The sequence below is a fragment of the Mesorhizobium calcicola genome, assembly GCF_042682105.1.
GTDB lineage: Bacteria > Pseudomonadota > Alphaproteobacteria > Rhizobiales > Rhizobiaceae > Mesorhizobium > Mesorhizobium calcicola.
The window spans coordinates 88,008-114,453 of record NZ_JBHUGY010000026.1 but is presented as its reverse complement, the minus strand read 5'-3'; the positions used below and the strand labels follow the sequence as shown (position 1 = coordinate 114,453).

Below are 26,446 nucleotides of genomic sequence, written 5' to 3'. Positions count from 1 at the left end.
CGAGTAAATTACATTTACCTTCTTTCAGTAAACTCAATTTACCGGATCGTCAATGGCCACATCCACGGAAGTTCTGCAGACCAGGACCGAGGACCTGCTGATCGGCGCCCTGCTGCGCGTGCCGGCGCAGACGATCCAGCGCCGGCTGATCAAGGAGCTCAACGCCGCCGGTTTCGATGAACTGCGCCTGCCGCATATGGCGGTGCTGCAGTTTCCCGGACCGGACGGCGCACGCCCAGGCACCATCGCCGAGCGCGCCGGCATGAGCAAGCAGGCCATCAACCAGCTGCTCAGCAGTCTCGAAGGCTACGGCTATCTCGTCCGCTCCGATATTCCGGGCGAAGGCGGCGCGCGCGTGGTGCGGTCCACCGAACGCGGACACGCCGCCTTCTGGAAAATGGTCGACATATTGCGCGACATCGAGGAGGAGTGGCGCACCGAACTCGGGCCAGAGCGGTTTGCCCAGCTGAAAGCGCTGTTGTTCGTCGTCTGGGACAGCCCGCTGGCTCGCTGAACGAGACGGCGCTGCGCAGCTGGCACGCATCGGCATTTCCGATGGCGCCATCGGTTTCTTCCGTTTCCCTTGGCCCACAGCGAACTGCCAATCCTCTGCCCTTGTCCATCCATGCAAAGGCAGAGCGGATATGAACATCACGAACCAGAAAATCCTGATCGTCGGCGGCGGTTCCGGCATGGGTCTGGCGCTGGCAAGACGCTGCGTCGAGGCCGGTGCGGCGGTCGTCATCGCCGGGCGCGGCCACGACAGGCTGCAACAGGCGCGCGAAGAACTTGGCAATCCCGCCGCCCTGGAGGTAGCCGCCGTCGACATCGCGCGGGAGGACCATGTGGTTGAGCTGTTCGCGCGCATCGGCGGGCTCGACCACGTCGTCAGCACCGCCGCCGACATCGAAGGCGCCTACCAGCTGTTGCCGGAGCTCGACCTGAAGGCGGCGCAAAGGGTGGTGGAGAGCAAACTTTACGGCCCGCTGCTGCTCGCCAAGCATGGCGCACCACGGCTTGGCGTCACCGGGTCGATGACCTTCGTCTCCGGCATCGCCGCCTACCGGCCGGCTGCACGCGGCTCCGTCGTCGCCGCCGTCAATGCGGCGCTCGAAGGGCTGGTGCGGGCGCTCGCGGTGGAGCTCGCGCCAATCCGCGTCAACGCGGTGTCACCCGGCTGGGTCGACACCACGATCTGGACACAGGTTGCCGGCGACAGGAAGGCCGAGACGCTGGCCGCGATGGCGCAACGCCTGCCAGTCGGCAGGATCGGCCAACCCGACGATATCGCCGATGCCATCTTCTTCCTGATCGGCAACGGCTTCACCACGGGAACGACGCTGCATGTCGAGGGCGGGCACCGGCTTGTCTAGGATGGCCAGAGTCAGGAAATCGCCTTCAAAGCAAAGCTTTGGAGCGGTTCGCCGATTCAGGCTCTGAACTGAGTTGAGAGCGTTCCGAAACAGGTGCGAGCGTTTCCCGCGCGGCGGCGAGCAATTGCCCGAGTGCCGGCGGCTGAACGCGTCGGCGCCGCCAGATCATCGTCAGCGGCGCCGTCTGCATCTGGCCAGGCCATGGCAGTTCGACGAGGTCGCCCCGCGCCAGCGCGCCGCTGACGGCAAGGCGCGGAACGAGGCCCAGCCCCGCGCCGGCTGCGACCAGTTGCGCAATAGCGCCGATGCTGCCGACCTCGGCGACAAGCCTGGGCGCGGCGACACCCGCCTCGGCAAAGGCGGTGTCGAGCATGTGTCGATAGATGCATCCGGGCTCCGTTGCCACGAAGCGCAGCGTGGCAAGCGCGGCGAGGTCTGATGGCGCGGCGCCCTGCCCCGGAGCCGCGACAAGCACCAGCGTTTCGGCCGCGATTGTGCGCCGGGCGAGGCGTTCGTCGGCGGCGCCCTTGCTGACGTCGCGACGCTCGAAGCAGAAGCCGACGTCAATGTCGCCATCCTCCAGCAGGCGCCGCAGGGCACCGCTGTCCGCCACCTTCATCCGCACGGTGATATCGGGATGGCGGGCCTGGAACCCCGGCAGCCAGGGCGCCAGCCGGGCCGAGGCAATCGTCTCCAGCGCGCCGATGGTCAGCGATCCGCTCGCCTGCGCGGCAGCCGCCTGCACGGCCGCGCGCGCCTCGCCGTCGAGCCGCAACAGGTCTTCCGCGATGGGCTTCAGCGCCAGTCCCGCCGGTGTCAGGTCGAGACCTGTTTTCGAGCGCGTGAACAGGGCAGCTCCCAGCTCGGCCTCAAGCGATTGGACCTGGTCGCTGACGCTCGACTGCGCCAGATGAACCGCCTCCGCGGCGCGCGTGATGTTGCGGCTGCGTGCCACCTCAAGGAAGGTCTTGAGCAATCTGGGATGCAACGAAAATGTCCCGGCCGACGTCTACTGCAGCTGCGGCTTCTTGAGAAAACTGCCGCGGTCGGCCGATTTGACGCGCAGCCAGGTTTCGCGGCCGTCGCGCAGCACCCGCATCGGGATCTCCGCACCGGCCGAGCCGCTCTCCCATAGCTTGCGATAGAAATCGGCGAGCCCGTCGACCGCGCCGTCGCGGATGTCGGAGATGATGTCGCCCTGGCGCAGGCCGGCCTTGGCGGCCGGGCCGCCTTCGGTCACGCTCATCACCACCACCTTGCCGTCGCTTTCGGCCGACAAGGCGCCGAGCCAAGGACGCGGCGGCCTGGCCACATGGCCGCGCGTGAGGAGATCGTCGAGAATCGGCGGCAACAGGTCGATCGGCACCACCATGTTGATGTCTGCGACCTCGCCATTGCGGCTCATCTGCAGGCGCAGCGAACCGATGCCGAGCAGTGAGCCGTCGGCGCCGAACAGCCCGGCACCGCCCCAGGACGGGTGCGCGGGTGCGATGAAGATCGCCTCGTCGAGCAGATACTCCCAGTATCCGGCGAATTCCTGTTTGGTGACGATCTTGGCCTGCACCGACTGGCCGATGCCGTCGGCCAGAACCACGGCATCGCCGATCCGGGCCTTGCCGGCATCGCCGAGCGCCACCGCCGGCAGGCCGAGCGGCGCCAGCGCCTGCACCAGGCCGAAGCCCGATTCCTGATCATAGGCCAGCGCGTGCGCCGGGATGACGCGGCCGTCATGGCTGGTCAGCCAGACCTCTTCGGCTTCGGTGATGAGATAGCCGATGGTCAGCACCAGCCCGTCGTCGCGGATGACGACGCCGCTGCCTTCCCTGAGCGTGCCCAGCGCACCGGCCGTGAAGGCATCCTCGGGAACGGTGGCCCGCACGGCAACGACCGAGCGCGGATTGGGATTGATGGTCATGCTTTCATTCCTGGGTAGGTCATATTTCTATAGGTATGCCGCGCGGGAGATGGTGCAAGGGGCGGCTGTGATCCCTTCTCCCCTTGTTGTGGAGAAGGGAGAGCGCCACCGACATAAACAATAGTTCAACGCAAGTTGAACTTTCTCGCTCGCAGCCCTAGCTGTAAGGGAGCTGCCCATCCTTTCCACAAGCCCCCACGACACGAGGCCCCGAGATGACTGAGTACACGCCGCCGAAAGTATGGACCTGGAACAAGGCGAATGGTGGCACCTTCGCCAGCATCAACCGCCCGATCGCCGGCCCGACTCACGACAAGGAATTGCCGGTCGGCAAGCATCCGATGCAGCTCTATTCGCTGGCGACGCCGAACGGCGTCAAGGTGACGGTCATGCTGGAGGAGCTTCTGGCGCGCGGCCACAAGGGCGCCGAATATGACGCCTGGCTGATCAGGATCAACGATGGCGACCAGTTCGGCAGTGGCTTCGTCGAGGTCAACCCCAACTCCAAGATTCCCGCTTTGACGGATCGCAGCGGCAAGACGCCGGTGCGCATCTTCGAATCCGGCTCGATTCTGCTCTATCTCGCCGAAAAATTTGGCGAATTCCTGCCGGCCGAGCAACCGGCCCGCGCGGAAATCCTGTCCTGGCTGTTCTGGCAGATGGGCTCGGCGCCGTATCTGGGCGGCGGCTTCGGCCATTTCTACGCCTATGCGCCGGAAAAGTTCGAATATGCCATCGACCGCTTCTCGATGGAGGTGAAGCGCCAGATGGACGTGCTCGACCGCCGCCTGGCCGAGGTCGAATATCTCGGCGGCAAGGATTACAGCATCGCCGACATGGCGGTGTGGCCCTGGTATGGCGGACTGGCGCTCGGCCGCATGTACAATGATGCCGCCGAGTTCCTGTCCGTGCAGGACTACAAGCATGTGCAGCGCTGGGCTCAGGCGATCGATTCACGCCCGGCCGTGAAGCGCGGCCGCATGGTCAACCGCGCCTTCGGCGAACCGGCCATGCAGTTGCATGAGCGCCACGACGCCGGCGATTTCGAAACGAACACGCAGGACAAGCTCGCTGCCGAATAGGCCAGGCAAAGCCAGCCTCAAGAGAAAGCCCGCCACCGACGCGAATGTTGGTGACGGGCTTCTCCCAAGGCTTTCGCGGGCAATCCTATTTCGGGACCTCGCTCAGTTCAGGACTTCGACGATCTGATGGGTCTCGGGATCGACCAGGACGGTCTGGTCGTTGATCACGGCGACGCGATACTTGACGTTGGGCACCTCGCGCAGTTGGACCGTATCCGGCACCGGCGAGCCGAGCTTGAGCTCGACGCCCAAAAGGTTGACCGACGCCAGTGGCTCCTTCTTGATGTATTCGCGAACGATTGTTTTCTGCTCCGGTTGGACGACGATGACGTCTTGCGCCATCGCTGCACCAAAGCCGCTCATCAGGACGACCGCAGCCGCCGCACTCGAAAGATAAAGTTTCATGACAATCTCCATAAGGCTATCTGAAAATCCGCCCTGCATGAGAACTCCATGGCTGCGTTGAAGTTCCATCTCGAATTTCAGAATAAAGAGATAATTACATCGACTGACCGCTAACGCGTATTATTCTTGTTTATTGATGCCAAAGGCGAAGATATTTAAAATATTGCAGATAAATTGCGCTGCCAGTCGATTATTCGGGTTTAAAAAGCGCACAACCGTGCCGGCAGAGCCATTGTCCCAGCGGGAAGCTCACCCTCGTTTCGGACGACGACCACCAAAAGCGCCGCGTCGGCTTCGCCCGCAATCAGTCGAAGGCCGAGGTCGATTTGCTGCAACACCTTGGGAACAGCTAACGTTGGGAACGCAATGTCGTTCCTACGCCGTCATCCAGCGGCACGAAAAAGGCCCGCCCTGCCGGGAGCAGAGCGGGCCATAGACAGCGCCGGCGGAGGTGGCAGCCTCACCGGTCACGCTCAAAACGCGAAGCGTCGGGCTTGGTTCCCGCCTTTGGCGTCCTGTGCCCGACGCAGCCTCGTTTGTCGTGATCGCGCTGGTGGCGCCGTTTGCGGGACTTGCCTGGCGCACGCGCGAATGGATGAGCAGGGACGCCATCCCTTGGCGGAGCCCAAGTGCCAGGCCTCAAAACCAGACACCATCCCGATGCAGTGGCGGGACGGCGTCCACCGAATCCTGATCTGTCGCCGCCCGTTGCGCGCTCCTGTAGATCAGCCTTGCGACGAGCAGGAAATAGCCGACTTGCAGGACAAGCAGAGTCACTATCGTCCAGGCAAGCGCCTGCCAGAAGGAACCGGTGGCTATATAGGTCCAGACCGCGACAACGATGGTCGTGGCTGACATCCCCAGGAGAAAATGCCCAAAATACATCGATGCTCAAAATCGCCCGAAACCGATCCCGGTTCGAAACGATTCCCCTGCCCAGATTCCCAATACCCGCGCACAAAATTCCATTATTTTAGCAACTACGCAACTATATGATCGCCCAGATCGGCAACGATCCCGAAATTTGTTGCGCGCCTGGCGCTGTTCGCACCGCGGGCCGGCCTGCGCCTGGACGCACAAGATCGGCCCGCAGGCAACCTTTCGCCCGCCAAAATGTGACGTCGTGGATCGCGGTCAGGAAGCCTGCGGTGGCCGCTCCAACGGCGTGTTGTCGGTCGCTTCGGAATGTGGTGTCGGCCTTGCCAACGGCGCCAATTTCCGTGCCGCGATTGTGGCGAAGACGCTTGCCTGGCTAAGTTTTTTGCCGATCCTGCCCTCTCGATACGGCCGCGTCATTATATCGCGTTTGACTAAAATAATGGAACGTCCAATGGACATTGCCGGAACCGAACAGGGCCCCTCGGACCTTTGCGCCTGACACCCAAGACCTTGGTCCTACACGAAAACGCAAAGGGCCGATGTGGCCCGGATTGAAGCCGGGACAAGGGAACATCTCGCCTTGGCTGTCGTTTGTCGCAAGGTTTCGGGTGCCGCCGGATCCTGTCGGAGAACAGAACGATGCCGTATCGATCCATCATCGTCAAAACAGGCAACGGCCCGGTCACGGCGATTGCCGTGCTGATGGTGGGATTGATGGCGGTGGGCATCGTGTTCCTCGTCCTGGGCGGTTCGCTCCACCTCAACGAGCAGCCGTCGGATCAACGCGCGCTGTCTTTCCCACCCGCCCGATCGGTTCAAGCGACCGATCACAGTGCGGCAAACTGATCAAGCTTGCATGCCGCGCGGAACACTCAGCGGCCTTCCGGAATGACGGCCTCATAGAGCGGAACCTTACTGAAATGTAACAGACTCCTCCACCGTCAAGCCACAATTGGCATGCCCATCGGCAGCGCATCGAACTATGTCCCGATATTGGGAGAAAGGTTTCCATGTTTCGCTGCCTTTCATTGGTGGTCGCCTGGTTGGCGCTCCAATCGTTGGCTTTTGCGCAGCCCGTTCCCCCGAAGCCCGACGTGATATCAGGCTGCGTCGCGATTGAGGCATACGGTGGCAACGGCAACGGCTCGACCGACAATCTTTCGGCTTGGAATTCCGCCATCAGCCATTTTGGCAATCGGCCGATCTGCATATCGTTCGGGCTTGGGACCTACAGATTCAGCGGTTCGGCGACGGCGACAGTTGGCTCAGGTTCGAGCATTGCAGTTCATGGCGCCGGCTCCAACGTGACCAAGATTGTCTTCACTGGAGCGACGGAAGGGTTCAATTTCAAGTCCCCGAACGAGGAAGCCGTCCAAATCGACAATATGGCCGTTCTCTCGGCGACGGCTAACATTCATGATGCCATCACTGTTGATAGTTCCGATTGCACGGGATCGAAACAATCGTCGCATTTCAGCAATCTGACGATTGAAGGTGCAGGAAGCTTTCCTTTTACAAATCACTGGGGCCGAGGATTGGTTCTCAACAAACTGTCATTTGTTGATGTCGATAGCGTTGATTTCTTCGGTGACAAAAGCTCCGGCATGCAAGGAATTTTTGCGGCAGGCAACGCAGCAGGGCACTGCTACGCCTTCAACCTGATGGTCTCGAAGAGCAATTTCATTGGCACTGCAAATGGAATTATGCTGGGAACGCTTTTTCAGGGGCTTTTCGTGACCCAAAGCAATTTCACCGGCGGCGGCAGCGGTATAGTGGTCCCGCCCTCCGAAGCGGAGGTCGATCAGATAAATGTTTCCGACAGCTCTTTTAATGTCAAGGGAGATGCCATCGCCACGGCTTCTCCTATTACTGGTCTGTATGTAACACACAATACAATTGAGGTTCCTAATCTTAGAGGGGGCGTGCACATTAACGGTGGAGGCAGCCTGTTCGTAGTTTCAGAAAACAATTTTTTTAATCCGAATGGTACCAGCAAAGGCCTAGGCGTAATTGTTGACAGCGCGGCGAGACTTGGGACTATAACAGGAAACGTTTATCAATATCTTCGAATCGCCAACTCGTTGGGTTCAAGCACGATCGGATGGAATATCCAGTCGAATGCCTATGGCGCAAAGGTGTCGATAAAGAACGCAAACTCTGGCAAGGGAAACACGATCGGCGGCGGTTCCCCATAGTCAGCATCGATTGCCCTTGTAGGCGTGGTGATGGACCAGGACGCCGAATCCGTACTGTGGTCCCGGCCTATTCCGCTTTCACGGAAGTGTTGGCCGGCGGGCGATGTGCGATGGTGTTGATGCGGCGGTACGAGCCGCCCTGGTTGACGCGGGCGCCCGAGCCATCCCAACAATGCGCCCCCCGTCCGCGTCGACCAGGCAGGCGCCTGGCGGCATCACCCGATCGGCAGCGCGTGCGCCCGCCGCGCTGGCTGCCGCGCGAAGCGACGATCCGCCCGCCGCGAAGGTTCCCTGAAGCCTCAGCCGCCGGTCAGCGCCTTCGTCGTCACCAGATCGACGCCGGCCTCGACGAATTCGCCATTATGCCGGGCGATGACCTGCCGGGCGCTCTCGGCGGCATTGTCCAGCGTGCTGTGGGCATCGGAAACCACCGTCACCCCGAGCCCTCTGGCCATCGCGCCCTTGACGGTCGCCGCCACGCAAAAATCGGTCTGCGCGCCCAGCAGCACGACAGCACCTGCGCCCTGCCCGGCCACCCAGTCGCCCAGTGCTGCATTGCTGAAGGCATTGCCGACGGTCTTGGCAAAGGTCGGCTCGTCCTCGGCCTGGCCAAGTGCGGGCCACACCGGCCAGCCCGGTTCACCCGGTGCCAGCGGATCGCCCGCCGGTCCGTCATGCCTGACAAAGGCGACCTTGCGCCCGCCGCGCCGAGCCCAGTCGATCACCGCCCGGGTCCGCTCGGCAATACCTGATGCATCATGAATCGGCGGCTCGTACACGCCGTCGAACATGCCGGTCTGAAGGTCGATGACAATGAGCGGCGCGTTGTCCGCGAGGCTGGGTGCTGACATGGTCGCGAACATAACGTGGGTAGCGAGAGGGTCAAGGATGGTTGGCAGGCGTGACAGCTATGGAAGCGCCAGTTGGCCGGCAACGAGACGGAGAGCCTTGCAGGCGCGCCCATTGACAGCAGTCATCGAGCACTCAAAGAAACACAGGGCATCGATGACTGGAAAGTGGCCTTGGATGATTGATCCGCAGAGCTTGCTCCCACACGACAAGTACGATCTTGATTCGATCGCTCGGATTGTCGATGCGGGCTATCCGGCGGTTGCGCCGATATTGGACGAACTGTTGGAGTGGACGGCCGATGGCAATTGGCCAGTGGCCAGACCCATCGCTGATTTCCTTGTCACCGCCGGGACACCGCTGATTGATCCGATTTCGCGGATCCTCCAGGGAACGGATGGAACTCAAAAATGGCACTGCATCAACTCGATCGTGCAAAGATTGCCGATGGACGTTCTTCGCGGCCTGGAGGAGGATCTGCGCCGATTGGCGGATCATCCCAGCGAAAATGACAGACGAGAAGAGGCCGATATTGAAGCGCGTGAGGTCCTGCTTCGTCTCGAACCCGATCATGGCATGAAGCTGTAGGCTGACCCCGCTCCGCAATGGATCGGCCGCTTTGCCCCTGTTCACCCCGGCGCGCCGGCAAACAGCACCACGCCGTCGCCGCCGGCGGTCGGCCAGTCGCGGATGGTGCGGTCGTAGCCGCCGGTCAGCACCGTGCCGTCGGCGGCGAAGGCCACCGCATAGATCGGGCCGGTCTGGCTGTCGAACATGGCGATCTGATTGCCGGTTTCCATGTCCCACAGGCGCGCCGTGCCGTCGAGCGAACCAGAGACCAGGCGCTTGCCGTCGGCCGACAGCGCCAGCGTGTAGACCGTGCCTTCATGGCCCTCGAAGCGGCGCACTTCGCGGCCGGTGTCGAGATCCCAGAGCTTGATCGTGTAGTCGCCGCTGCCGGTGATCAGATGATGGCCATCGGCGGTGAACACGGCGCCATAGGTGCCTTGCTCATGCCCGTGCCAGTTGCGCAGCTGCTTGCCGTTGTCGATGTCCCAGAGCTTTAGCGTGCCGTCGATGCTGCCTGAGACCGCGCGGGTGCCGTCAGGCGAGACGGCGACAGCGCTGACGGACCAGTCGTGCCCGCTCATCACATGCAGCACTGTGCCCTTCTCGAGGTCCCAGACGATGACGTTGCCGGTCTCATGGCCGGTCACGGCGCGCTTGCCGTCGGGGCTGATCGCCAGCTTGTTGACACCGCCATTCTGGCCCGCCGAAAAGACATGCAGCACCGCGCCATCGGAAAGTTTCCGCTGCACGATCTCGCCGTCGTCGCCGGCGGTCAGCGCGCTGACGCCATCGGGCATGAACAGCGCGGTGCGCACCATGTCCTTGTGAGCGCCGAGCGTGCGGATCAGGTGTTTGCCGGCGATGTCCCAGAGCTTGATCGTGTGGTCGGTGCTGGCGCTCATGATCGAATGGCCGTCGGGCGCCACCGCCAGCCAGACGACAGCATCGCGATGGCCCTCGGGTTCAGTCGGCAGCGGTGGCGGAGCCGGGGGCAGAGGTGCGACGGTCGGGGGCGGCATGACCGCGACCTCCGGCGGCGTCGGAGCGGCGGGGACTGACGGTGTCGGAGGCGCCAGCGCAGGCGGGGTCGGCGGTACCGGTGCCATGGGCGGATTGGCCGCTTCCGGCGGAGCGGGTGGAGGAACAGGCGCAGGCGGCTGGGCTACCGGTGGAACTACCGGCTCCGGGGCTGGCGGCGCGCTGGCGACATCCTGCCCCTTCGGTTCGCCGGGCTGGGGTTCATTGGGCTTCGGCTCGCTGGGCTTCGGTTCGCTGGGCTGGCTGGCGACCTCGCCGCCATCATGCGTCCGCCAGGGGCCGAACCGGTCGACGGCCAGCACCGCCAGCACAACCAATGGCAAGGCGAGAAACACCTTGCGCAGGCCGGGCCTGCCGGTGTCTTGCACTTCCGCCGCGCGGCCGAACAGCGGCGCGCCGGCCTGATGGTTCGGGCGCCCCGGCAGAAGACCGGCCCAGAACAACAGCGCGCCAAGCAGGCAAGCGAGCGCCGCCACCAGCAATGCGGCCAACCGCAGCGAGGCGGTATCCCCGGCGAAAGACGAGACACTGCGCCAGACGACGACCGCGTCGCCAAGCACCAGCCAGGCGCGCCAGACGCAAATCACGGCCACCACCAGCAGGACGATTGCAATCAGCCTGTCGACGACTCTGTTCATCGGCCCCCCTCGGCGCCATTGCCGGCCTCGCCCGGCACGGCATCAATCCATGAGATTACCCATGGAAAAGGTGTTCGCAAAATGGCGCATGGGAAAGGGCGGCGTCGAGGCTCTCCCGGCAAGTTTTCCGCGCGCTCACCTGAGTTCCACCCAGACCGGCGCGTGGTCGCTGGCGCCATCCCCGCCACGCACCTCGCGGTCGATGCCGGCGGCGGTGAGACGGCGCGACAGTGTCTTCGACAGCAAGATGTGGTCGAGCCGAAGCCCTGCGTCGCGCGGCCAGCGGTTGCGGCGATAATCCCAGAATGTGTAGAGCGTCTCCTTCGGGTGCTTCTTGCGCAGCGCATCCGTCCAGCCCTGCTCGATCAGGCGGGCGAAGGACGCCCGGCTTTCCGGCTGCACCAGCGCGTTGTCGTCATAGGAGCGGGTGGCATAGATGTCGCGCGGCTCGGGCACGATGTTGTAGTCGCCGGCCAGCACCACAGGCAGGCCGGTGTCCAACAGCTGCTCGGCATGCGCCTCCAGCCGTTCGTGCCAGGCGAGCTTGTACTGGAATTTCGGCCCCGGCTGCGGATTGCCGTTCGGCGCATAGAGGCAAGCGATGACGATGCCGTTCACCGCCGCCTCGATGTAGCGGCTCTGCCTGTCGGCATCGTCGCCGGGCAGCACGTCGCGGGTCAGCACCGGATCCGAGCCTCGCGCCAGGATGGCGACGCCGTTCCAGGTCGGCTCGCCCTTCCACACCGCGCCATAGCCTGCCGCGGCCAATGCCGAACGCGGAAACTGCGTGTCGCGCGCCTTCAGTTCCTGCAGGCACACGACATCGGGTTTTGCCGTCGCCAGCCATGCCAGCAAATTGTCCAGCCGGCTGTTGATGTTGTTGATGTTGAAGGAGGCGATCTTCATCAGCTCAGGAAACGATCCGGGCCGCCCACACCTTCACCGTTTCGGCCAGTGTCTTCAGATGATCGGCCGTCGAAAATCCCGAAACGCCCTTGCGCGGCTTGAGATCATGGTCGCCATCCTCCAGCCAGACGACTTCGATCTGATCGGAAAGCGCGTAAGTCGCGACCTCGTCCGGCGTCCCGAACTCGTCGCGCGTGCCCTGGAAGATCAGCGTCGGGGTCTTCAATCCGGCCAGATGTTTGGTTCGCAATTGCTCGGGCTTTGCCGGCGGATGAAACGGATAGCCCAGGCACAGCAGGCCCGAGATCTCGCCCTTGGAGAACATCTCGTCTGCGACCATCGAGGCGACGCGCCCGCCCATCGACTTGCCGCCGATGATGAGCGGACCGGTCACGCCCTTCGCCCTGAGGTCGGCGATCGCCTTGACATATTCCGGGTTCACCATCTCGGCCCGCGGCGGCGGCTTGCGATGGCCGTAGCGGCGGGCGGCCATATAGTGGAATTCGAAGCGCGCGACGCGAAAGCCGGCTGCGACCAGCGCCTTGGCGGTGGCGGCCATCGAGGCCGAGTCCATCGGCGCCCCGGCGCCATGGGCAAGCAGGATGGTGACAGGGGCGGTGTCGGGGCCGTCGAAGAGGAAGGTGGTCATGGGGCGGCCCTCTCCGAGAGGTCGCGCTCCGTCCCACCCCCCTCTGGCCTGCCGGCCATCTCCCACGCAACGGGGGAGATTGGCAGCTTAGACGTTCCGCTCGCCTTCCACCGTTGGCGATTGGCGAAAGCAATGATGCCGTCCGATCTCCCCCCTTGCGGGGGAGATGGCCGGCAGGCCAGAAGGGAGTGTTCAAGCGCCAGCATGAATCCCTCACCCCGCCGACTTCTGCGCCAGCTGCAGATCGACGAACTGCACCCCCTTGGCCGCCACGCGCGCCCATTCGGACTCCGCGTCGAGTTCGAGATAGCGCGCCCAGTTGCGGCGCGCCTCCAGCAGATTGCCTGCGTCGAATTCCAGCCGGGCGAGGTTGAACACCGGATCGGCATAGGTCTTGTCGAGCGCAATCGCCTTCTGCAGGTGCCTTCGCGCCGAAGCCTCGCGGCCTTGCTCGCTCATCAGCCCGGCGAGGTTGAACCAGGCCTCGACGAAGGCCGGGTCGAGTTTTATCGCGCTGATATAGTCGTGTACGGCGTCCGCTGCGTGGCCGCCGGCGCGCAGGCAGTTGGCGCGGTTGAAGGCGGCAATCGCATCTGTCGGGTCGATGGCCAGACAGCGCTGGTAGAGCGCGGCGGCCCCGTCATGGTCGCCGCCCTCCTCCGCCGCTTCGGCCTCGGCGAACAGTTCTTCCAGCGTGTCGTCGCCGGCTGAACCGGCGTTGCCCAAATCGAACAGCAATTGCCCGTCAAGTTCGCTCTGGCCGCCCTCGAGATAGATCGCGTCGGGCCGCCCATGCTGCGAGCCGACCGCCAGCGATTTGGCGGTCAGCGATGCCACCGGGCCGGAGCGATGCACGGACCGCGCGATTGCCGCCCAATTCGCACCGCCGGCCACCAGCCCGGCATATTTGCGCGCCAGGATCAGGTCGCGAAAGGAATAGGGTTCGCTGTCATGCTCGAAGGCATCGAACAGCGACAAAAGGTCGAGGTCGGCGCCTGACAGCCGCGACTGCTCGGTCAGCGATTGCCTGGACAGCGAGGACGCTTCAGGCGCCTTCATCAGCCCGAGCAGGCGCAGGAATCCGTTCTCGCTGATCAGCACGCGCCCGGCGGCGCGCTCGGCGGCGACCCGGCGCTCGATCTCGCCATCGCCGGCCTTTGCCAGATAGGTCCGCCCGAACACGACATGCGTGGTCCGCCTGACAACACCGCGCCGCAACTGGCCGTGCTGGCGCTCGACCTCGCGTGCCGCCAGCCGCAGCGGAAACGCCGCCAGCGCGCCGATCGTGCCGAAGACGGCCCCCGGGACCAAACCGGCCTGTGCCGTCATTTCTTGCTCTTGCCGACCGCCTTCAGCAGATTGGCCTTGAGCGGATTTTCAGCCGCACCGCCCGCTGCCGCCTTCTTGGCCGCGGGCTTGGCGACCTCGTCGGCCTTGCTCTTCGACTTGGCCGGCGGCTTCGACTGCGACAGGCTGGCCTTCAACGCATCCATCAAATTGATGACATTGCCGCGCTCGGGAGCGGCCGCGATGATCGGCTTGTGGCCCTTCAGCTTCTCGCGGATCATCGCCATCAGCGCGATCTCGTAGCGATCCTCGTAGTTCTTCGGATCGAAGGTGGTTTCCTTCTGCTTGATCAGCGCTTCGGCCAGCTGCAGCATTTCCGCATCAGGCTTGCCGGCCGGGATGTTGCCGAAATACTCAGCTGTTCCACGCACTTCGTTCGGGTTCCTCAAGGTACACACGAACATGCCGTTCTCGCGCGCGCCGATCGTCACCACGCGCTCGCGGCTGGACAGCACAAGGCGCGCGATCGCCAGCTTGCCGGATTTGCGCATCGCTTCGCGCAGCACGGCGAAGGTTTCTTCCGCCATAGCGCCGTCGGGCGCCATGTAGTAGGGCGCGTCCTGGTAGATGACGTCGACCTCGCCCTCGTCGACGAAGGCCTCGATGTTCATCGTGTGGTTGGATTCGATGCGCACCGCGTCGAGGTCGGCATCATCGATGATGATGTACTGCTTGTCCTCGTATTCATAGCCCCTGACCAGATCCGAACGCTCGACCAACCCCAGTTCGGGATCGACCGGCTTCATGTTGATGCGGTTGTGGGTCTTCTTGTGCAACTGATTGAAGCTGATCCGCTCGCTGGCGCTGGTTGCGGGGTATAGCCGCACCGGACAGCTGACGAGGCTGAGCTTGAGGTAACCTTTCCAACTTGCCCTGGGCGCCATGAAACACTCCTACGCGGCCATGCACTGTCACACCGGTGCAGCGCTGTTCGTCCGAAGGACGAGCGACGCCACTGAAATCCTACACCGACCCCGCACAATACAGGCAAATCCCTGACGAAATCTTCCGGTACGCTTTGAGGGTTGCGGACGGAGAATAATTCAAATTGTCGGGACCGTCGATGGCGTTGCAATTTAAACGCCGGTGTCCGGCAGGACAGAGGGGGGCGAAGGATCGCTGCGGTCCTCATTCTGCGACTACTTGTTCGTCACCGACATCACCGGCAAATCCCGCGCGAATTCCTCGATATCCGCCCAGGGATCGCCCGACGTCGCCAAGAGCCCCGGCAGCGAGGAATAGTTCAGATCCTGCGGGGCATCGATCGACTCCAGATCCGCCCAGCTCACCGGCGTCGAGGCCGGCAGATTGGTGCGGGCGCGCAGCGAATAGGGAGCGGCCGAGGTGTGGCCGCGCGCGTTGCGGTGATAGTCGATGAAGATGCGCTTCTTGCGGTTGTCCTTGCCCATCGTGGTGGTGAAGGTGTCGGGCGCCGTGGCCGCCAGATGCGTGGAAATGGTGCTGGTCGCCTGGTGCAGTTTCTTCCAGTTCTGCTTGCCCGTCACCGGCACGGTGATGTGGATGCCGCTGCCGCCCGAGGTCTTGGCGAACGGCACCAGCCCCAGCGCCTCCAGTTCACCCTTGATGTGCACCGCCGCCTCGACCACCTCGCGCCACAAAATCCCCTCGCCCGGGTCGAGGTCGAAGACGATCTGGTCGGGCTTGTCGAGGCTCGTGCGATGCGTGCCCCAGGTGTGGAACTCGACGACGCCGAACTGCGCCAGCGCCAGATAGCCCTTGGCGCCTTCGACCGAGAGGTAGGACTTGGTCTCGCCTTCGGAATTCGTCGCCTCGAACGTCACCACCGAGGGCGGCATGCCGGTGAAGGCATGGCGCTGGAAGAAGCAGTCCTTCGGCAGGCCGGTCGGGCAGCGCACCAGCGACACTGGCCGGCCGAGAATGTGCGGCAGCATGAAATCGCCGACCAGCGCGTAGTAGACGGCGATGTCGAGCTTGGTGGGGCCCGTCTTGCCGAACAGCCGCCGCGTTGGGTTGGTCACCCAGATGGTGGCGAGGTCGGCCTCCGAGATCAGCCGCTTGCGCTTGGCCGACACCGGCGTCGACAGGCCGACATCCCTCAAGCCGCGAAACACCGCGTGGCGCAGCGCATTGTCCGCGGTGCGGTTGGCATAGTGGATATGGGCCGAGAACAGCGGCCTGACCCAGTGCATCTCGCGCATGATTTCGCGCGGCACGCCTTCGGGCGCCGTCGCCCCTGATGTGAGCGGTTCCAGTCTGGCGAGCAATTCAGCTGCGGTCTCGGCATCGAAGCCGGTGCCGACCTTGCCGCGATAGTGCAGTTCGCCGTCCTCGAACTCGGCGAGCCCGAGGGCCGCCAGCCCCTCGGCCGCGTCGGAGGTGGTGTAGCCGGCAATGACGAAGTCGCCGGTCTGGAGCGCCTTGGTCTTGGTCCAGCTTTTGGTGCGGCCGCTCTGGTAGGTCGCGGTGGCGCGCTTGGAGACGACGCCTTCCAGTCCGAGTTCCGTGGCCTGGTCGTAGAGCCCCTGGCCCGAGCCTTCGACATGGTCGGAAAACTGGATGGCGGAGTTGGCGCCGAGGCCCGACAGCATCTGCGCCAGCAGCGCCTTGCGCCGGACCAGCGGCGCTTTGGTCAGGTCCCAGCCGTCGAGATGGAGCAGGTCGAAGGCGTAGAAATGCAGCCTGCTGCCGGCGCCTTCGGCCAGCGCATCCTGCAACAGCGCGAAGCGGCTGATGCCCTTGGCGTCGAGCACGACGATCTCGCCGTCGATGATGGCGTCACGGCACGGCAGTTTGGCAAAGGCATGCGGCAGGTCGCCATAGCGCTTCGTCCAGTCGATGCCGCCACGCGTGATCAGCTTGACCACGCCGTCGCTCAGATGCGCCATGGTGCGGTAGCCGTCGAATTTGATCTCGTGCAGCCAGAGCTCGTTGGTGTCCACACCATCGGGTGGCTTTGGCACCTGCGTCGCAAGCTGCGGCTCGATGCGGCCGAGCGCCGGGGCCTTGAATGCGCCAGGCAGCGTGCCGGGCTTCAGCACCGGCGGCTTGGCGGGCTTGGCCGCCGGTCTCGCGGGCGCCACCAGCTCCTCGATGCGCTTGCCGGACTTCACGCTTTCCGGCCGCGCTTCCAGAATGTCGAGCGCGGTGTCGGCGGCAAGGTCGCGCTCCTTGAACAGCAGCCAGTTCTTCTTGTTCTCGTCCTCGCCGGGTTTTGGTTTCAGCCTGGTCAGCATCCAGCCGCCATTCAGCTTCTCACCGGCCAGCCGAAACTTGAAGGCGCCGGTGCGCAGGCTCTTCTCGACATCGTCCATCGGCGCCCAGCTGCCGGTGTCCCAGACGATCATCGGCCCACCGCCATACTCGCCTTCGGGAATGACACCCTCGAAGTCGATATATTCGAGCGGATGATCCTCGGTCTCGACCGCCAGGCGTTTGTCGGCAGGATTGAGCGAAGGCCCGCGCGGCACCGCCCAGCTTTTCAACACGCCGCCGACCTGCAGGCGCAGATCATAATGATCGGCGGTGGCGTGATGCTTGTGGACGACGAAGCGGTTGCCTTCGCTGGTGACGAGCCCACCGGCCGGTTCCGGCGTTTTCGAGAATTCGCGCTTGGCGCGATAGGTTTGGAGCTTGGGTGGGGTTGTCATTGCATGGATCGAAGCACGGCAGCCAAGTGCAAGCGTCCCGTTCTGTCGCTGCCTCTCAGCCTCACGCTCTCAATCGTCGGTGGCCGGCGTCAACTCGAGCTCGGCCGGCGACAGGCCCTGCTGCAGTTGGCTCAGCCGGAATTCGTCGACCCAGTAGGCCTCGCCGTCGACCAGCACCCGTGCCTGGTAGGCGCCGGCCGAAAAACTCTGCGCGGTGATGTAGACCTTGTGGCGGTCGAGCGCCTTGCGCACCGCGGCGCGCTTGGAATTCTGGCCGATGATGGGACTGAACATGACGCTGCCCTCGGTCGCCCCGACACGCAACACGGCCGCTGTCCGCAGCCTGGCGACTGGGCTCAAGGATGACGGAGACGCGGTGTCCTGTCAATTTCGCCGCGGCGGCGCGCCTGACGCGCCGGCGGCGCGGCCCCGGTTCTGCACCACCACGATGCCGAAACACGAAAACGCTGCGGTTGTCGAAATCCGCTCCCAGCGAACGACATTGGAGCGGCGCCAACGAACATCGCGGCGCCGATCACGCAAAACAACAGGAGCACGACCATGGCCAAAATGCTTGTCATCTACAAAACCCCTGCCGATCCGGCCGCCTTCGACCGCCATTACCTGGACATCCACGTGCCGCTGGCCAAGCAGCTTCCCGGCCTGCACCGCTACGAGGTCAGCCGGCGGCCGATTGTGAACGTCTTGCAGGGCGAGGTGCCCTACATAGTGGCGACCCTCTATTTCGACAGTCTGGAGGCCATTGGCGCTGCCTTTGCCAGCGAGGCCGGCAAGGCTTGTGCGGCGGATCGGCGCACGTTCGCCGCGGATGACGACGTGACGATGCTGCTTTTCGATGCCGAGCCGCTGTGAGCACGCGCAACACAGCCGCCGTCCGCCTGGCGACCGGGGATGACGGCGACGCGGTGTCCTGTCAATTTCGCGGATAAACCGCCCTCAGCCCTTCAATCGCCGCAGGCGGCGCGCCGTGCCCTGGATGGCCTTGAGCAGCCGCGGTCTCGAGCGGACGTAAAGCTCGGCCCGGCTGCGAAACAAGATGGCTGCGTTCGCACCCCAGCCCCGCACCGTCAGCGGTTCGCAGATCTCGGCCAGAACCGAGCTCGCGGCACCGATATGTTCCTTGTAACCCTGGCTGCCGACCGACAGGTCGAAATAGTCGAACCCCCGCTCGCGCCCCCAGATCATCAGCTTGGCGATCGTCGTCAGGCCGGGTGAGACATTGGCGATCGCATCCTTGTCGATCGCCAGCAGGATGCCATGAAGAGTGCCTTTTCTGGCCAGCACGTAGATGGAGGCAAGCCAGGCTTGCCCGACGCGCAGTCCGAAGAGCCGCACCGATCCGTCGGACAGGCCCTGGAGGGCCGCGTTCCGGTAAAAATCGACGGCCGATTGCTGCGTCAGGAGATCGAAACGCCCAAGCTCACGAAAGCGCTTCAGCCGCAGCTCCAGCAGTGTGCCGAAGAGCTCCTCCATCAGGGCTGGCGTGTCGGCCTCGACCAGGCTGAGGCCGCCCAGCTGTTCGAAGCGGCGGCAGTGCTTGTGAAAAGTCTTGGCGAAGGACGGCTTGCAGATGCGCTTGATGAGACCCTCGGGCTCGCCGTGCAAGACCAGGCCGGAATTGATCTGGATGGAATCGCGCGTCGCCGAAAGCAAAGCCAGAGGATTGGCCACGCCGTGGACCTGTCGCGGGATACCGGCGATGTGGATGCGGTCCGCCGGCGGCAGCACCGAACGGACCGCCGCCCAGGCGGCTTCAGCGCCCTGCCTGGTCCATGGGCCGGCATCCGCCAGCAGCGGCGCGGAATAGTCGCAGACGCCGCAGCCCAGCCATTCGACCACAGAGTGGCGGAAGGCCCGGCGCCGCATCAGCGGCAAAAGCATTCTGGGCTCGCCTGTCGCGGCGTCGCTCACCTCGACGATGACCAGTTCCGCACCTTTCGGCATCAGCCGTTCGGCGATCCCCTCGGCCCATGCGTAATGCTGATGGGCGGTGCAGACGCCGTCCGTCTGCAATTGTAGCCAGAGCGGCTTGACGGTCTCAAGGTCGGTGTGCAGCCGGGCCGTGTAGACACGCTCGTCGATACCAGCATCGATGGCAGGCGGAGAAGCCTGCGCGCGCGCTGTGCGCGCCATTTGCATTGTCTGGCTCGACACGTGTGCCTCCCACCGCGGTCCATGCCTCCTAAGACCGGAGACCAGACAGGTTCCATCAACGCTATCCGCTTTGACATGAATCAAGCGCGAAATGCGCCCGCTCTCAGCCCCTCAATCGCCGCAAGCGGCGCGTCACGTCCTGGACGACCTTGAGCAGCCGGGGATTGGACCGCACCACAAGCTCGAGCCGGTCGCGAGCCGAAGCGACGGCTGCCACGCCCTTGCCGAGCGGCGTCAGCGTTTCGTCGATCTTGGCCAGAATCGAGCTCACGGCGCCGAACTGCTCCTTGTAAGGCTGGTTGCCCACCGACAGGTCGAAATAGTCGAACCCATGCCGCAGTCCCCACGTCATCAGTTCGCCCATGAGCGCCAGGCCCGGTGAGGCGTTGGGCACCACCTCCAGATCCATTCCGATCAGCAGGGCATGCATGGTGCCTTGCCGGACCAGCATGTACTGGGCAGAGACCCAATCCTCGCCGACGCGCAGTCCGAAGAGCCGCACCGATCCGTCGGACAGGCCCTGAAGCGCTGCGTTGCGATAGAAATCGACAACCGCCGGCTGCGCCAGGAGATCGAAACGCCCCAATTGGCGAAACCGCTTGAGCCGCATCTCGACCAGGGCGCCGAAGACGAGCTCTATCAAGGCCGGCGTGTTGGCCTCGACCATATCCAATTTGCCGTGCCGTTCGAGCCGGCGCCAGTCCTTGTAGTAGGTTTTGACGAAGGACGGTCTGCCATGGCGCTTGATCAGGGTCTCCGGGTCGCCGTCCAGCACGAGGCCGGACGTGATCAGGCTGGACTCTCGTGCGACCGCCAGCAGCGCCAGTGGATTGGCCACGCCATAGACCTGCCGTGGAATTCCCGTGATATGGATGCGATCCGCGCGCGGCAGGATGGATCGGACCGCCGCCCACGCCGCTTCGGCAGCCTGCGGGGTCCACTGGCTCCTGTCCGACAGAAGCGGCGCCGAATAATCGCAGACGCCGCAACTCAGCCATTCGATCACCCGATGTCCGAACCTCGACCGCCGCATCAGCGGCACCAGCATCTTGAGTTCACCGGTCCCGGCGTCGGCCACCTCCACGATGAGCAGCTCGGCGCCTTCGGGCATCAGCCGTTTGACGATCCCCTCGACCCATGCATGGAGCTGATGGGCGGAGCACGTCCCATTCGCCTGGCATTGAAGCCAGAGCGGCATGACGGCTTCGAGACTGGTGTGCAGCCTCGCCGTGTAGACGCCCCCCGCAATGCTTCGGGAAGCATCAATCGCCTGTCCGGCCGGTACTGGCGCCCCAGTTGTCGGCGCATCGGGCGCAGGCGTCAATGTCTGGATCAACACGTCTGTCTCCTACCTTTTTCCCGTGGCGAGCGGGGCGGGTGCTGGGCGTCGCCACGATTTCGGCTTGCTGTCATGCCGGCTGTCCCCGCTGTCAAGCGCTCCGCTATCAAGCGTCCCGCGCTCAAGCGCGAGCATATGGCGGTGTGCGAAATACCATGAGGCCACCAGCACGACGGTCTCGGAGACCGCGGCACCAGCAAGCGACCATGACGGGGAAGCGACTGCGAGCAGGATTGCGATCAAGGCCAGCCCGACGACCGCGCCGGCCGTTGTGATGAACGCCACGACCCGGAATTCGCCGAGTATCTCAAGCACGATGCGCGGCATGATGTAGAGCATGATCGGTATGAAGTTCGCCACGGCGAGCAGCCCGATGACGCTGACCGAAGCATCCGCGAGAGCCTGGGATTTTATCGTCGGCAGGACAAACAGGATGCCGGCTCCGTAAACCAGGCTGCCGAGCCCCATGACAAGGGACCATAGCTTGGCGTGCATCCACACGCGCCTGATTTCATTGTTCGCCATCAGCTTCGCAAGCTCGGGCTGCAGCATGTTGACAAAGGCCAGGCTGACGATGCGCAGCGGGGCAAACAGCACGAGAACCGCCGCGATCGGCGCGTAGGCCGCCGGACCGGCGATACCCGCGACCAGCAGCGCCAGGCACTGACCCTGAATGTTGGTGGTCGTCGCGCTGAATCCGGACCAGCGCAGTTGGCGCCAGAGCTTGGCATAGCGTCGCCGCACGGGCGCTCGGAAACTGAGGCGAAGCGGACGGGGCGCCAGGCGGGCGAGCACGGCTATGCCGATCAGATTGGCCGCCGCAAGGGCATAGAACACCATCTGCAGCACATTCGGCGCCGTCCAGATCGCCAGCGCAGTCATTGCGGCACCGGCGACGGTGAAGGCGAAATCGCTGATGCTGACGACCATCTGCTGGCGGCGCGCAAAGAACGCCGTGCGCATATGGCTGCGTAGCGACCACGCGCCGACGAAGCACCCGGCGGCGATACTGCCCGCGTCACCCCACACCAGCATCAGCAGCGCGGTGGCGGTGCCCATGATCGATGCGACGACCACCGCCGCCCCTCCGAACGTCACGTCGTGCGCGTCGACGCCGGCCCTGTTGGTGCTCTTGCCCATCCATATGCTGGCGGGGACGGCGGTCAGCGATCTGATGTAGGACAGGCCGACGCCCCCCATCACCATCGCGATGGCGAAGATGCCGTACCCTTGCGCCGACAGCACATGCAGCAGCGCGAGGTTCAGCGCGAAGTGAAAGCCGCTCTGTATGGCCTCGCCGCCGATCATCAGCACAAGGCGTCGCAGCAGATGGCCTGGAAACGCGAATTTCACGAACTGGTCTCCGCTTTGCGGATGACATGCGCCCGGCCGGGCTTCGCCAGCGCCACCCTCAGCTTGTCAGTGGCAATCGCCGCGATCGCCGCCGCCGCCACCGGCTCGCTGAAGATCTCCTCGTATCGCAGCCGGCCCGCAGCGACGAAACCACGCCAGGCATCTGGCCGCAGGATGATCTCCCGCAGTTTGCCGGCCAGGGCGGCCGCGTCGCCCGGCGGAACGTGCCAGCCCGTCTTGCCGTCGCTGACCACTTCAACCAGTCCGCCGATCGCCGACACCAGCGGCGGCCGGCCATAGGCCATCGCCTCGATGGCGACGCGACCCAGCGATTCCGGACGCCGCGACGGCACGGTGACGATGTCGGCCCAGCGGTAGTGCTCCGAGGGGTCCGCCACGAAGGGCAAGACGCTGACCCGTTCAGCTAGGCCCATGCTCTGGACCAGTTCGGCCAAGGCGCGCTCGCGCTCGGCGCTTTCGAAGGCGCCGCCGACCAGCCGCACCTCGATCCGCGACCGCAACTCCGGCGGCATCGAAGCGATCGCCTCCAGCAGGACCTCCTGGCCCTTGATCCTGTTGACGCGGCCGAGCAGCAGCACCCGCAACGGGCGCTTGCCGTCATAAGTCATTGGTTCGGCAGCCGCCGGCCCCGCGACACCGTTGTAGACGACATGCGTGCGCGAGGCCTTGGGATCGCCGAACGCGGCGCGGGTCGCGCGCGAGTTGAAGATCAGATCGGCATGGCTCCAGCGCATCAGGCCGACGAGTATCCTGCGCATGGCGCCTTCGGGGATCTCGTGGATGTGCAGGACAGCCTTGTCGGGGAGAAGGCGCGCGGCCAGCGCATAGTCGGCCACGATCGAGGTGTTGACGTAGGTGAGATCACAATCCCTGAGGCGCCGCCATGCCCTCAGGACCGCCATGGGCAATCGCGCCATTTCGACCGTCGCCAGCCGCAGGATGGCCTGGCGCCTCAGCACCCAGAGCGGTTCGAAGACGATCCGGCTGGCATGGCGTTCCAGGATCTGCACGATTGGCCCGCTGCGCGGCAGCACCACCTCGATGTCGGCGGACGGAAACGCGGCGCGCAGCGCAGCAACGCTCTCCGCGAAGCTGCGGTCGGAACCATAGAGTTCATATCCCTGATGAACGCAGGCAATCCGCATCTTTGTATCCCGCCAGGTGCCACAACCATCGCGCAAGGCGGTGGCATGCAGGAACCTTGTCGCAAGAACCATGCCTGGGTTGATCCGTCCGGCTACCGGACGCCAAATCCTTGGCAATGCCTCGTTTCGACACAGATACGCACAGAAGGGTTGACCGATAATGAAACAACCACCGGGTTCAATACAGTTTTTTTAACAACCCGGCGCGATGATCATCCGTCCGAATGCCGAACTTGCGAGATGGCACGGAAGTTGCCCGTCTGCTTCTTAATGATGCAGCAATCGCTAATATATCCAGACCTGAAAGTGCCACCGGCCATGAAACCAGAGACGCCTGCCATTCTGATCCTGGGGACCCGCGGCATCCCCGCGGCCCATGGCGGCTTTGAAACTTTTGCCGAGAGATTGGCCCTCTTTCTTGTCGGGCGAGGCTGGAAGGTGGGCGTCTATTGCCAGGAGGAGGTCGATCGGATCGAGCAGCGGGTGCGCAGCGAAACCTGGCGCGGCATCGAGCTCATCCATGTCGAGGTTGCCTCCAGGGGTCCGCGCGCGACACTGGAATTCGATTGGCAATGCGTGCGCGACGCCGCCAGGCGCCCAGGCGTCTGCCTTGTGCTCGGCTATAACGGCGCGGTTTTCCTGACCTGGCTCAGGCTGAAGGGGCGCAAGATTCTCACCAATATGGACGGCATCGAGTGGCGCCGCCCCAAATGGGGTTTGGCGGCGCGCACCTGGTTCTGGCTCAACGAATGGATCGGCGCCTGGGCCTCGCATCGCCTGGTTGCCGATCATCCTGCCATCGCAGACCATCTGGCGACGCGCCGGCCGCGCAGCGCCATCGCCACCATCGCCTATGGCGCCGATCCGGTGACGTCGGCACCGGAGGCGCCGGTCCGGGCGCTCGGCCTGGAGCCTGGGCGCTATCTGATCTCGATCGCGCGCATCGAACCCGACAACAACATCCTGCCGATCGTCGAAGCCTTTTGCAGCCGCGACCGCGACATGAAGCTGGTGGTGCTGGGAACGCTGTCCGACGACATCCCCTATCATGTCGCCATCCGCAAGGCGGCGAACGGATCGGTGGTTCTGCCGGGCGCCATCTATGACCAGGCGACGGTGAAAGCATTGCGCTATCACGCGCGCGCCTATCTGCACGGCCATACGGTCGGCGGCACCAACCCGTCGCTGGTCGAGGCGCTGGCGGCCGGCAACATGGTGATCGCGCACGACAATCCGTTCAATCGCTGGACCGCGGGTGCCGCCGCGATCTACTTCACCGACACGGACAGTTGCGCCGAGCGGATCCAACAGGCGCAGGACGATGATGCCCTGGTCAGGAACTGCGGCATCTCGGCCACGATGCGCGCCCGCGAAGCCTTCCGCTGGGAGGATGTCCTGGTTGCCTATGAGCGTGAAGCCTATCGGCTTCTTGGTGTCACCGCCGACGAGGCCGTCGCGGCCAATCGCGCATCGCGCCGCACCGCATGACAGGCTGGTCGCGCCGGCGGGTGCTGCGGACGGCGCTGTCGACGGCGGCGGCACTTGGCTCTCCACTTGGCTCCCCACTTGGCTCCCTCTCGATCGCGCCGTTCGCCCGCGCCGCCGAGCCGCACTTTCGGCGCGGCGTCAACGCCTGGCCCTGGTTCTCGCTGACACGCGAATTCCCGGCACCACGCACCGACTATGACTGGCCGCCCTTCCAGTCGCAGCGGCCCGTTCCGACCGCGGACGACCTGCGCCGATTGCGCGAGACCGGACTGGATTTCATCCGCCTGCCGGTCGACCCCGGCCCGTTCCTGGCGGCGAACACCACCAAGCGCGGCGAGCTGCTGGACATGCTGGACGCGGCGGTCACCGCCACCCTCGATGCTGGTCTCGGCATCATCGTCAACGTGCAAGCCAATGGCGCCACCCACTATTGGAATCCTGACCGCATGGTCGCCAGCGTCGCCGCGCCCGCCTTCGATCTCTATCGCGGGCTGGTCGGCGAGCTAGCCGGCAGGCTGGAGCGCTTCCGGTCCGGCAAGGTGGCGCTCGAAGCGGTCAACGAGCCGCCGCAGGCCTGCGCTTCGGAGGCCTGGTCGCAGGTCCAGATCGCGCTTCTGACCGCGGCACGGGCATCGGCCGCAACCTTGCCGCTGGTCGTCACCGGAGGCTGCGGCTCGATGGTGAGCGGGCTGTCCGCGCTCGATCCGGCGCCGCTGTCACCGTTCGAGCCGATCCTGTTCACCTTCCACTTCTACGAGCCCTATCTGTTCAGCCATCAGGGCGCGCCGTGGATGCGCGAGCCCGTCTACCGTTCGCTCAACAATGTCCCGTGGCCGGCATCCGCTGGCACATTGGAAGAGACGCTGGCGTCGGTCAGGGCACGGATGGCGCAGGACACCGAAACGGCCGGCGAGGCCAAGCAAGCCGCCTATGCGGAAACCGAGCGCGTGCTGAAGGTCTATTTCGACGCCCAGCCCGACCGGCGCTTCGTCGACAAATATCTCCGCCAGGTTCGCGCCTGGGGCGACAGTCACGGCCTGGCGCCGGAGCGCATCATCATGGGCGAGTTCGGCGCGCTGCGCACCGACGCCCGCTATGTGGCGGCGCCCAATCCCGATCGGGCACGCTACATCGCCGACGTGCGCCAGGGCGCCGAGGATCTCGGCTTTGGCTGGGCATTCTGGAATCTCTTCGACGGCATGGGGATGATGGACGACACCACGCGTGCGCTAGACCCGGATATCATCGTCGCGCTTGGGCTGAGCATGCCGGCGGACTAGGGTCAAAACCCAATCACTCCGAACGAGTTCGACCCGAAGCCGACTTACGTCTTCCATGACGCGAACGGCAACTTTGCGCCGCAACTTGGACGTAGAGTCCAATTTTGCGGTTGCCCGAAAGCAGACATCTCCAGCCACCATCTTGGGGGGGTCGGGATGCGCCAGGATGC

At 64.3% G+C, this 26,446-nt stretch carries 26 protein-coding genes; 10 read left to right on the top strand and 16 right to left on the bottom strand.

Annotated features, from left to right (window positions below; translation table 11 throughout):
• Window positions 1-52 precede the first annotated feature (52 nt).
• Together ACFSQT_RS16675 and ACFSQT_RS16670 are read left to right on the top strand one after the other, a co-directional pair.
• The gene (locus ACFSQT_RS16675; RefSeq protein WP_379020418.1) at window positions 53-514 is read left to right on the top strand and encodes a MarR family winged helix-turn-helix transcriptional regulator; all 462 of its coding nucleotides are present in this window, start codon (window positions 53-55) and stop codon (window positions 512-514) included.
• Between the two features lie 130 nt (window positions 515-644).
• Window positions 645-1,373, top strand: a complete 729-nt coding sequence (locus ACFSQT_RS16670; protein ID WP_379020416.1) for an SDR family oxidoreductase — start codon at window positions 645-647, stop codon at window positions 1,371-1,373.
• 25 nt (window positions 1,374-1,398) lie between these two features.
• On the opposite strand, the gene ACFSQT_RS16665 is transcribed toward ACFSQT_RS16670, so the two are convergent.
• Together ACFSQT_RS16665 and ACFSQT_RS16660 are read right to left on the bottom strand one after the other, a co-directional pair.
• Window positions 1,399-2,361: a LysR family transcriptional regulator gene (locus ACFSQT_RS16665; RefSeq protein WP_379020414.1), complete on the bottom strand. Its 963-nt coding sequence runs from the start codon at window positions 2,359-2,361 to the stop codon at window positions 1,399-1,401.
• A 21-nt stretch (window positions 2,362-2,382) separates the two neighbouring features.
• Window positions 2,383-3,288, bottom strand: a complete 906-nt coding sequence (locus tag ACFSQT_RS16660; RefSeq protein WP_379020412.1) for a S1C family serine protease — start codon at window positions 3,286-3,288, stop codon at window positions 2,383-2,385.
• 215 nt (window positions 3,289-3,503) lie between these two features.
• Between ACFSQT_RS16660 and yghU the strand changes: the two genes are divergently transcribed.
• On the top strand, window positions 3,504-4,370 hold the full coding sequence (yghU, locus tag ACFSQT_RS16655; RefSeq protein WP_379020410.1) for a glutathione-dependent disulfide-bond oxidoreductase: 867 nt from the start codon (window positions 3,504-3,506) through the stop codon (window positions 4,368-4,370).
• 102 nt (window positions 4,371-4,472) lie between these two features.
• On the opposite strand, the gene ACFSQT_RS16650 is transcribed toward yghU, so the two are convergent.
• Both ACFSQT_RS16650 and ACFSQT_RS16645 read right to left on the bottom strand, forming a co-directional pair.
• The gene (locus ACFSQT_RS16650; protein WP_379020408.1) at window positions 4,473-4,775 is read right to left on the bottom strand and encodes a DUF1236 domain-containing protein; all 303 of its coding nucleotides are present in this window, start codon (window positions 4,773-4,775) and stop codon (window positions 4,473-4,475) included.
• A 639-nt stretch (window positions 4,776-5,414) separates the two neighbouring features.
• Window positions 5,415-5,633, bottom strand: a complete 219-nt coding sequence (locus ACFSQT_RS16645; RefSeq protein WP_379020406.1) for an exopolysaccharide production repressor protein — start codon at window positions 5,631-5,633, stop codon at window positions 5,415-5,417.
• Here ACFSQT_RS16645 and ACFSQT_RS16640 point away from each other — a divergent pair.
• The 3 genes from ACFSQT_RS16640 (at window position 5,623) to ACFSQT_RS16630 (ending at window position 7,849) form a co-directional block, all read left to right on the top strand.
• On the top strand, window positions 5,623-6,153 hold the full coding sequence (locus tag ACFSQT_RS16640; RefSeq protein ID WP_379020404.1) for a hypothetical protein: 531 nt from the start codon (window positions 5,623-5,625) through the stop codon (window positions 6,151-6,153). The two genes, ACFSQT_RS16645 and ACFSQT_RS16640, sit on opposite strands and share 11 nt — an antisense overlap.
• A 140-nt stretch (window positions 6,154-6,293) precedes the next feature.
• A complete protein-coding gene (locus tag ACFSQT_RS16635) occupies window positions 6,294-6,500 on the top strand; it encodes a hypothetical protein (protein ID WP_379020402.1) in 207 nt (68 codons plus the stop codon).
• Window positions 6,501-6,664: 164 nt separating this feature from the next.
• Entirely contained in the window at window positions 6,665-7,849 is a 1,185-nt protein-coding gene (locus ACFSQT_RS16630; protein WP_379020400.1) for a hypothetical protein, read from the top strand.
• Between the two features lie 299 nt (window positions 7,850-8,148).
• Here the strand turns inward: ACFSQT_RS16630 and ACFSQT_RS16625 are convergent, their stop codons facing one another.
• Window positions 8,149-8,700, bottom strand: a complete 552-nt coding sequence (locus ACFSQT_RS16625; RefSeq protein WP_379020398.1) for an isochorismatase family protein — start codon at window positions 8,698-8,700, stop codon at window positions 8,149-8,151.
• A gap of 112 nt (window positions 8,701-8,812) precedes the next feature.
• Here ACFSQT_RS16625 and ACFSQT_RS16620 point away from each other — a divergent pair, with 112 nt between their 5' ends.
• Window positions 8,813-9,286 carry a DUF5071 domain-containing protein gene (locus ACFSQT_RS16620; protein ID WP_379020396.1) on the top strand — a complete coding sequence of 158 codons (474 nt, stop codon included), beginning with the start codon at window positions 8,813-8,815 and terminating at the stop codon, window positions 9,284-9,286.
• 41 nt (window positions 9,287-9,327) lie between these two features.
• Here the strand turns inward: ACFSQT_RS16620 and ACFSQT_RS16615 are convergent, their stop codons facing one another.
• The 7 genes from ACFSQT_RS16615 to ACFSQT_RS16585 form a co-directional block, all read right to left on the bottom strand.
• The gene (locus ACFSQT_RS16615; protein WP_379020394.1) at window positions 9,328-10,944 is read right to left on the bottom strand and encodes a WD40 repeat domain-containing protein; all 1,617 of its coding nucleotides are present in this window, start codon (window positions 10,942-10,944) and stop codon (window positions 9,328-9,330) included.
• Between the two features lie 135 nt (window positions 10,945-11,079).
• Complete coding sequence (locus ACFSQT_RS16610) at window positions 11,080-11,850, bottom strand: exodeoxyribonuclease III (RefSeq protein WP_379020392.1); 771 nt, start codon at window positions 11,848-11,850, stop codon at window positions 11,080-11,082.
• 4 nt (window positions 11,851-11,854) lie between these two features.
• Window positions 11,855-12,499, bottom strand: coding sequence for an alpha/beta hydrolase family protein (locus tag ACFSQT_RS16605; RefSeq protein WP_379020390.1), 645 nt, complete (start codon window positions 12,497-12,499; stop codon window positions 11,855-11,857).
• 213 nt (window positions 12,500-12,712) lie between these two features.
• Window positions 12,713-13,828: a tetratricopeptide repeat protein gene (locus tag ACFSQT_RS16600; RefSeq protein WP_379020388.1), complete on the bottom strand. Its 1,116-nt coding sequence runs from the start codon at window positions 13,826-13,828 to the stop codon at window positions 12,713-12,715.
• Entirely contained in the window at window positions 13,825-14,730 is a 906-nt protein-coding gene (ku, locus tag ACFSQT_RS16595; RefSeq protein ID WP_379020386.1) for a non-homologous end joining protein Ku, read from the bottom strand. The genes ACFSQT_RS16600 and ku overlap by 4 nt, the downstream gene beginning before the upstream one ends.
• 255 nt (window positions 14,731-14,985) lie before the next feature.
• A complete protein-coding gene (gene ligD / locus ACFSQT_RS16590) occupies window positions 14,986-17,475 on the bottom strand; it encodes a DNA ligase D (protein WP_379020385.1) in 2,490 nt (829 codons plus the stop codon).
• A gap of 69 nt (window positions 17,476-17,544) precedes the next feature.
• A complete protein-coding gene (locus tag ACFSQT_RS16585; protein WP_379020384.1) occupies window positions 17,545-17,769 on the bottom strand; it encodes a hypothetical protein in 225 nt (74 codons plus the stop codon).
• A gap of 267 nt (window positions 17,770-18,036) precedes the next feature.
• Between ACFSQT_RS16585 and ACFSQT_RS16580 the strand changes: the two genes are divergently transcribed.
• Window positions 18,037-18,348 carry an EthD family reductase gene (locus ACFSQT_RS16580; RefSeq protein ID WP_379020382.1) on the top strand — a complete coding sequence of 104 codons (312 nt, stop codon included), beginning with the start codon at window positions 18,037-18,039 and terminating at the stop codon, window positions 18,346-18,348.
• 84 nt (window positions 18,349-18,432) lie between these two features.
• Here ACFSQT_RS16580 and ACFSQT_RS16575 read toward each other — a convergent pair whose 3' ends face one another.
• The 4 genes from ACFSQT_RS16575 to ACFSQT_RS16560 form a co-directional block, all read right to left on the bottom strand.
• The gene (locus ACFSQT_RS16575; protein WP_379020380.1) at window positions 18,433-19,650 is read right to left on the bottom strand and encodes a GNAT family N-acetyltransferase; all 1,218 of its coding nucleotides are present in this window, start codon (window positions 19,648-19,650) and stop codon (window positions 18,433-18,435) included.
• 103 nt (window positions 19,651-19,753) lie between these two features.
• On the bottom strand, window positions 19,754-20,989 hold the full coding sequence (locus tag ACFSQT_RS16570; RefSeq protein ID WP_379020378.1) for a GNAT family N-acetyltransferase: 1,236 nt from the start codon (window positions 20,987-20,989) through the stop codon (window positions 19,754-19,756).
• 9 nt (window positions 20,990-20,998) lie between these two features.
• Complete coding sequence (locus ACFSQT_RS16565) at window positions 20,999-22,342, bottom strand: lipopolysaccharide biosynthesis protein (protein WP_379020376.1); 1,344 nt, start codon at window positions 22,340-22,342, stop codon at window positions 20,999-21,001.
• Entirely contained in the window at window positions 22,339-23,508 is a 1,170-nt protein-coding gene (locus ACFSQT_RS16560; RefSeq protein ID WP_379020374.1) for a glycosyltransferase, read from the bottom strand. Before ACFSQT_RS16560 ends, ACFSQT_RS16565 begins: the two co-directional genes overlap by 4 nt.
• Before the next feature lie 318 nt (window positions 23,509-23,826).
• Here ACFSQT_RS16560 and ACFSQT_RS16555 point away from each other — a divergent pair, with 318 nt between their 5' ends.
• Window positions 23,827-24,996 (top strand): DUF1972 domain-containing protein, encoded by a 1,170-nt coding sequence (locus tag ACFSQT_RS16555; protein WP_379020372.1) that lies wholly within the window; start codon window positions 23,827-23,829, stop codon window positions 24,994-24,996.
• Window positions 24,993-26,276, top strand: a complete 1,284-nt coding sequence (locus tag ACFSQT_RS16550) for a glycoside hydrolase family 5 protein (RefSeq protein ID WP_379020370.1) — start codon at window positions 24,993-24,995, stop codon at window positions 26,274-26,276. Before ACFSQT_RS16555 ends, ACFSQT_RS16550 begins: the two co-directional genes overlap by 4 nt.
• Window positions 26,277-26,446: the final 170 nt, after the last annotated feature.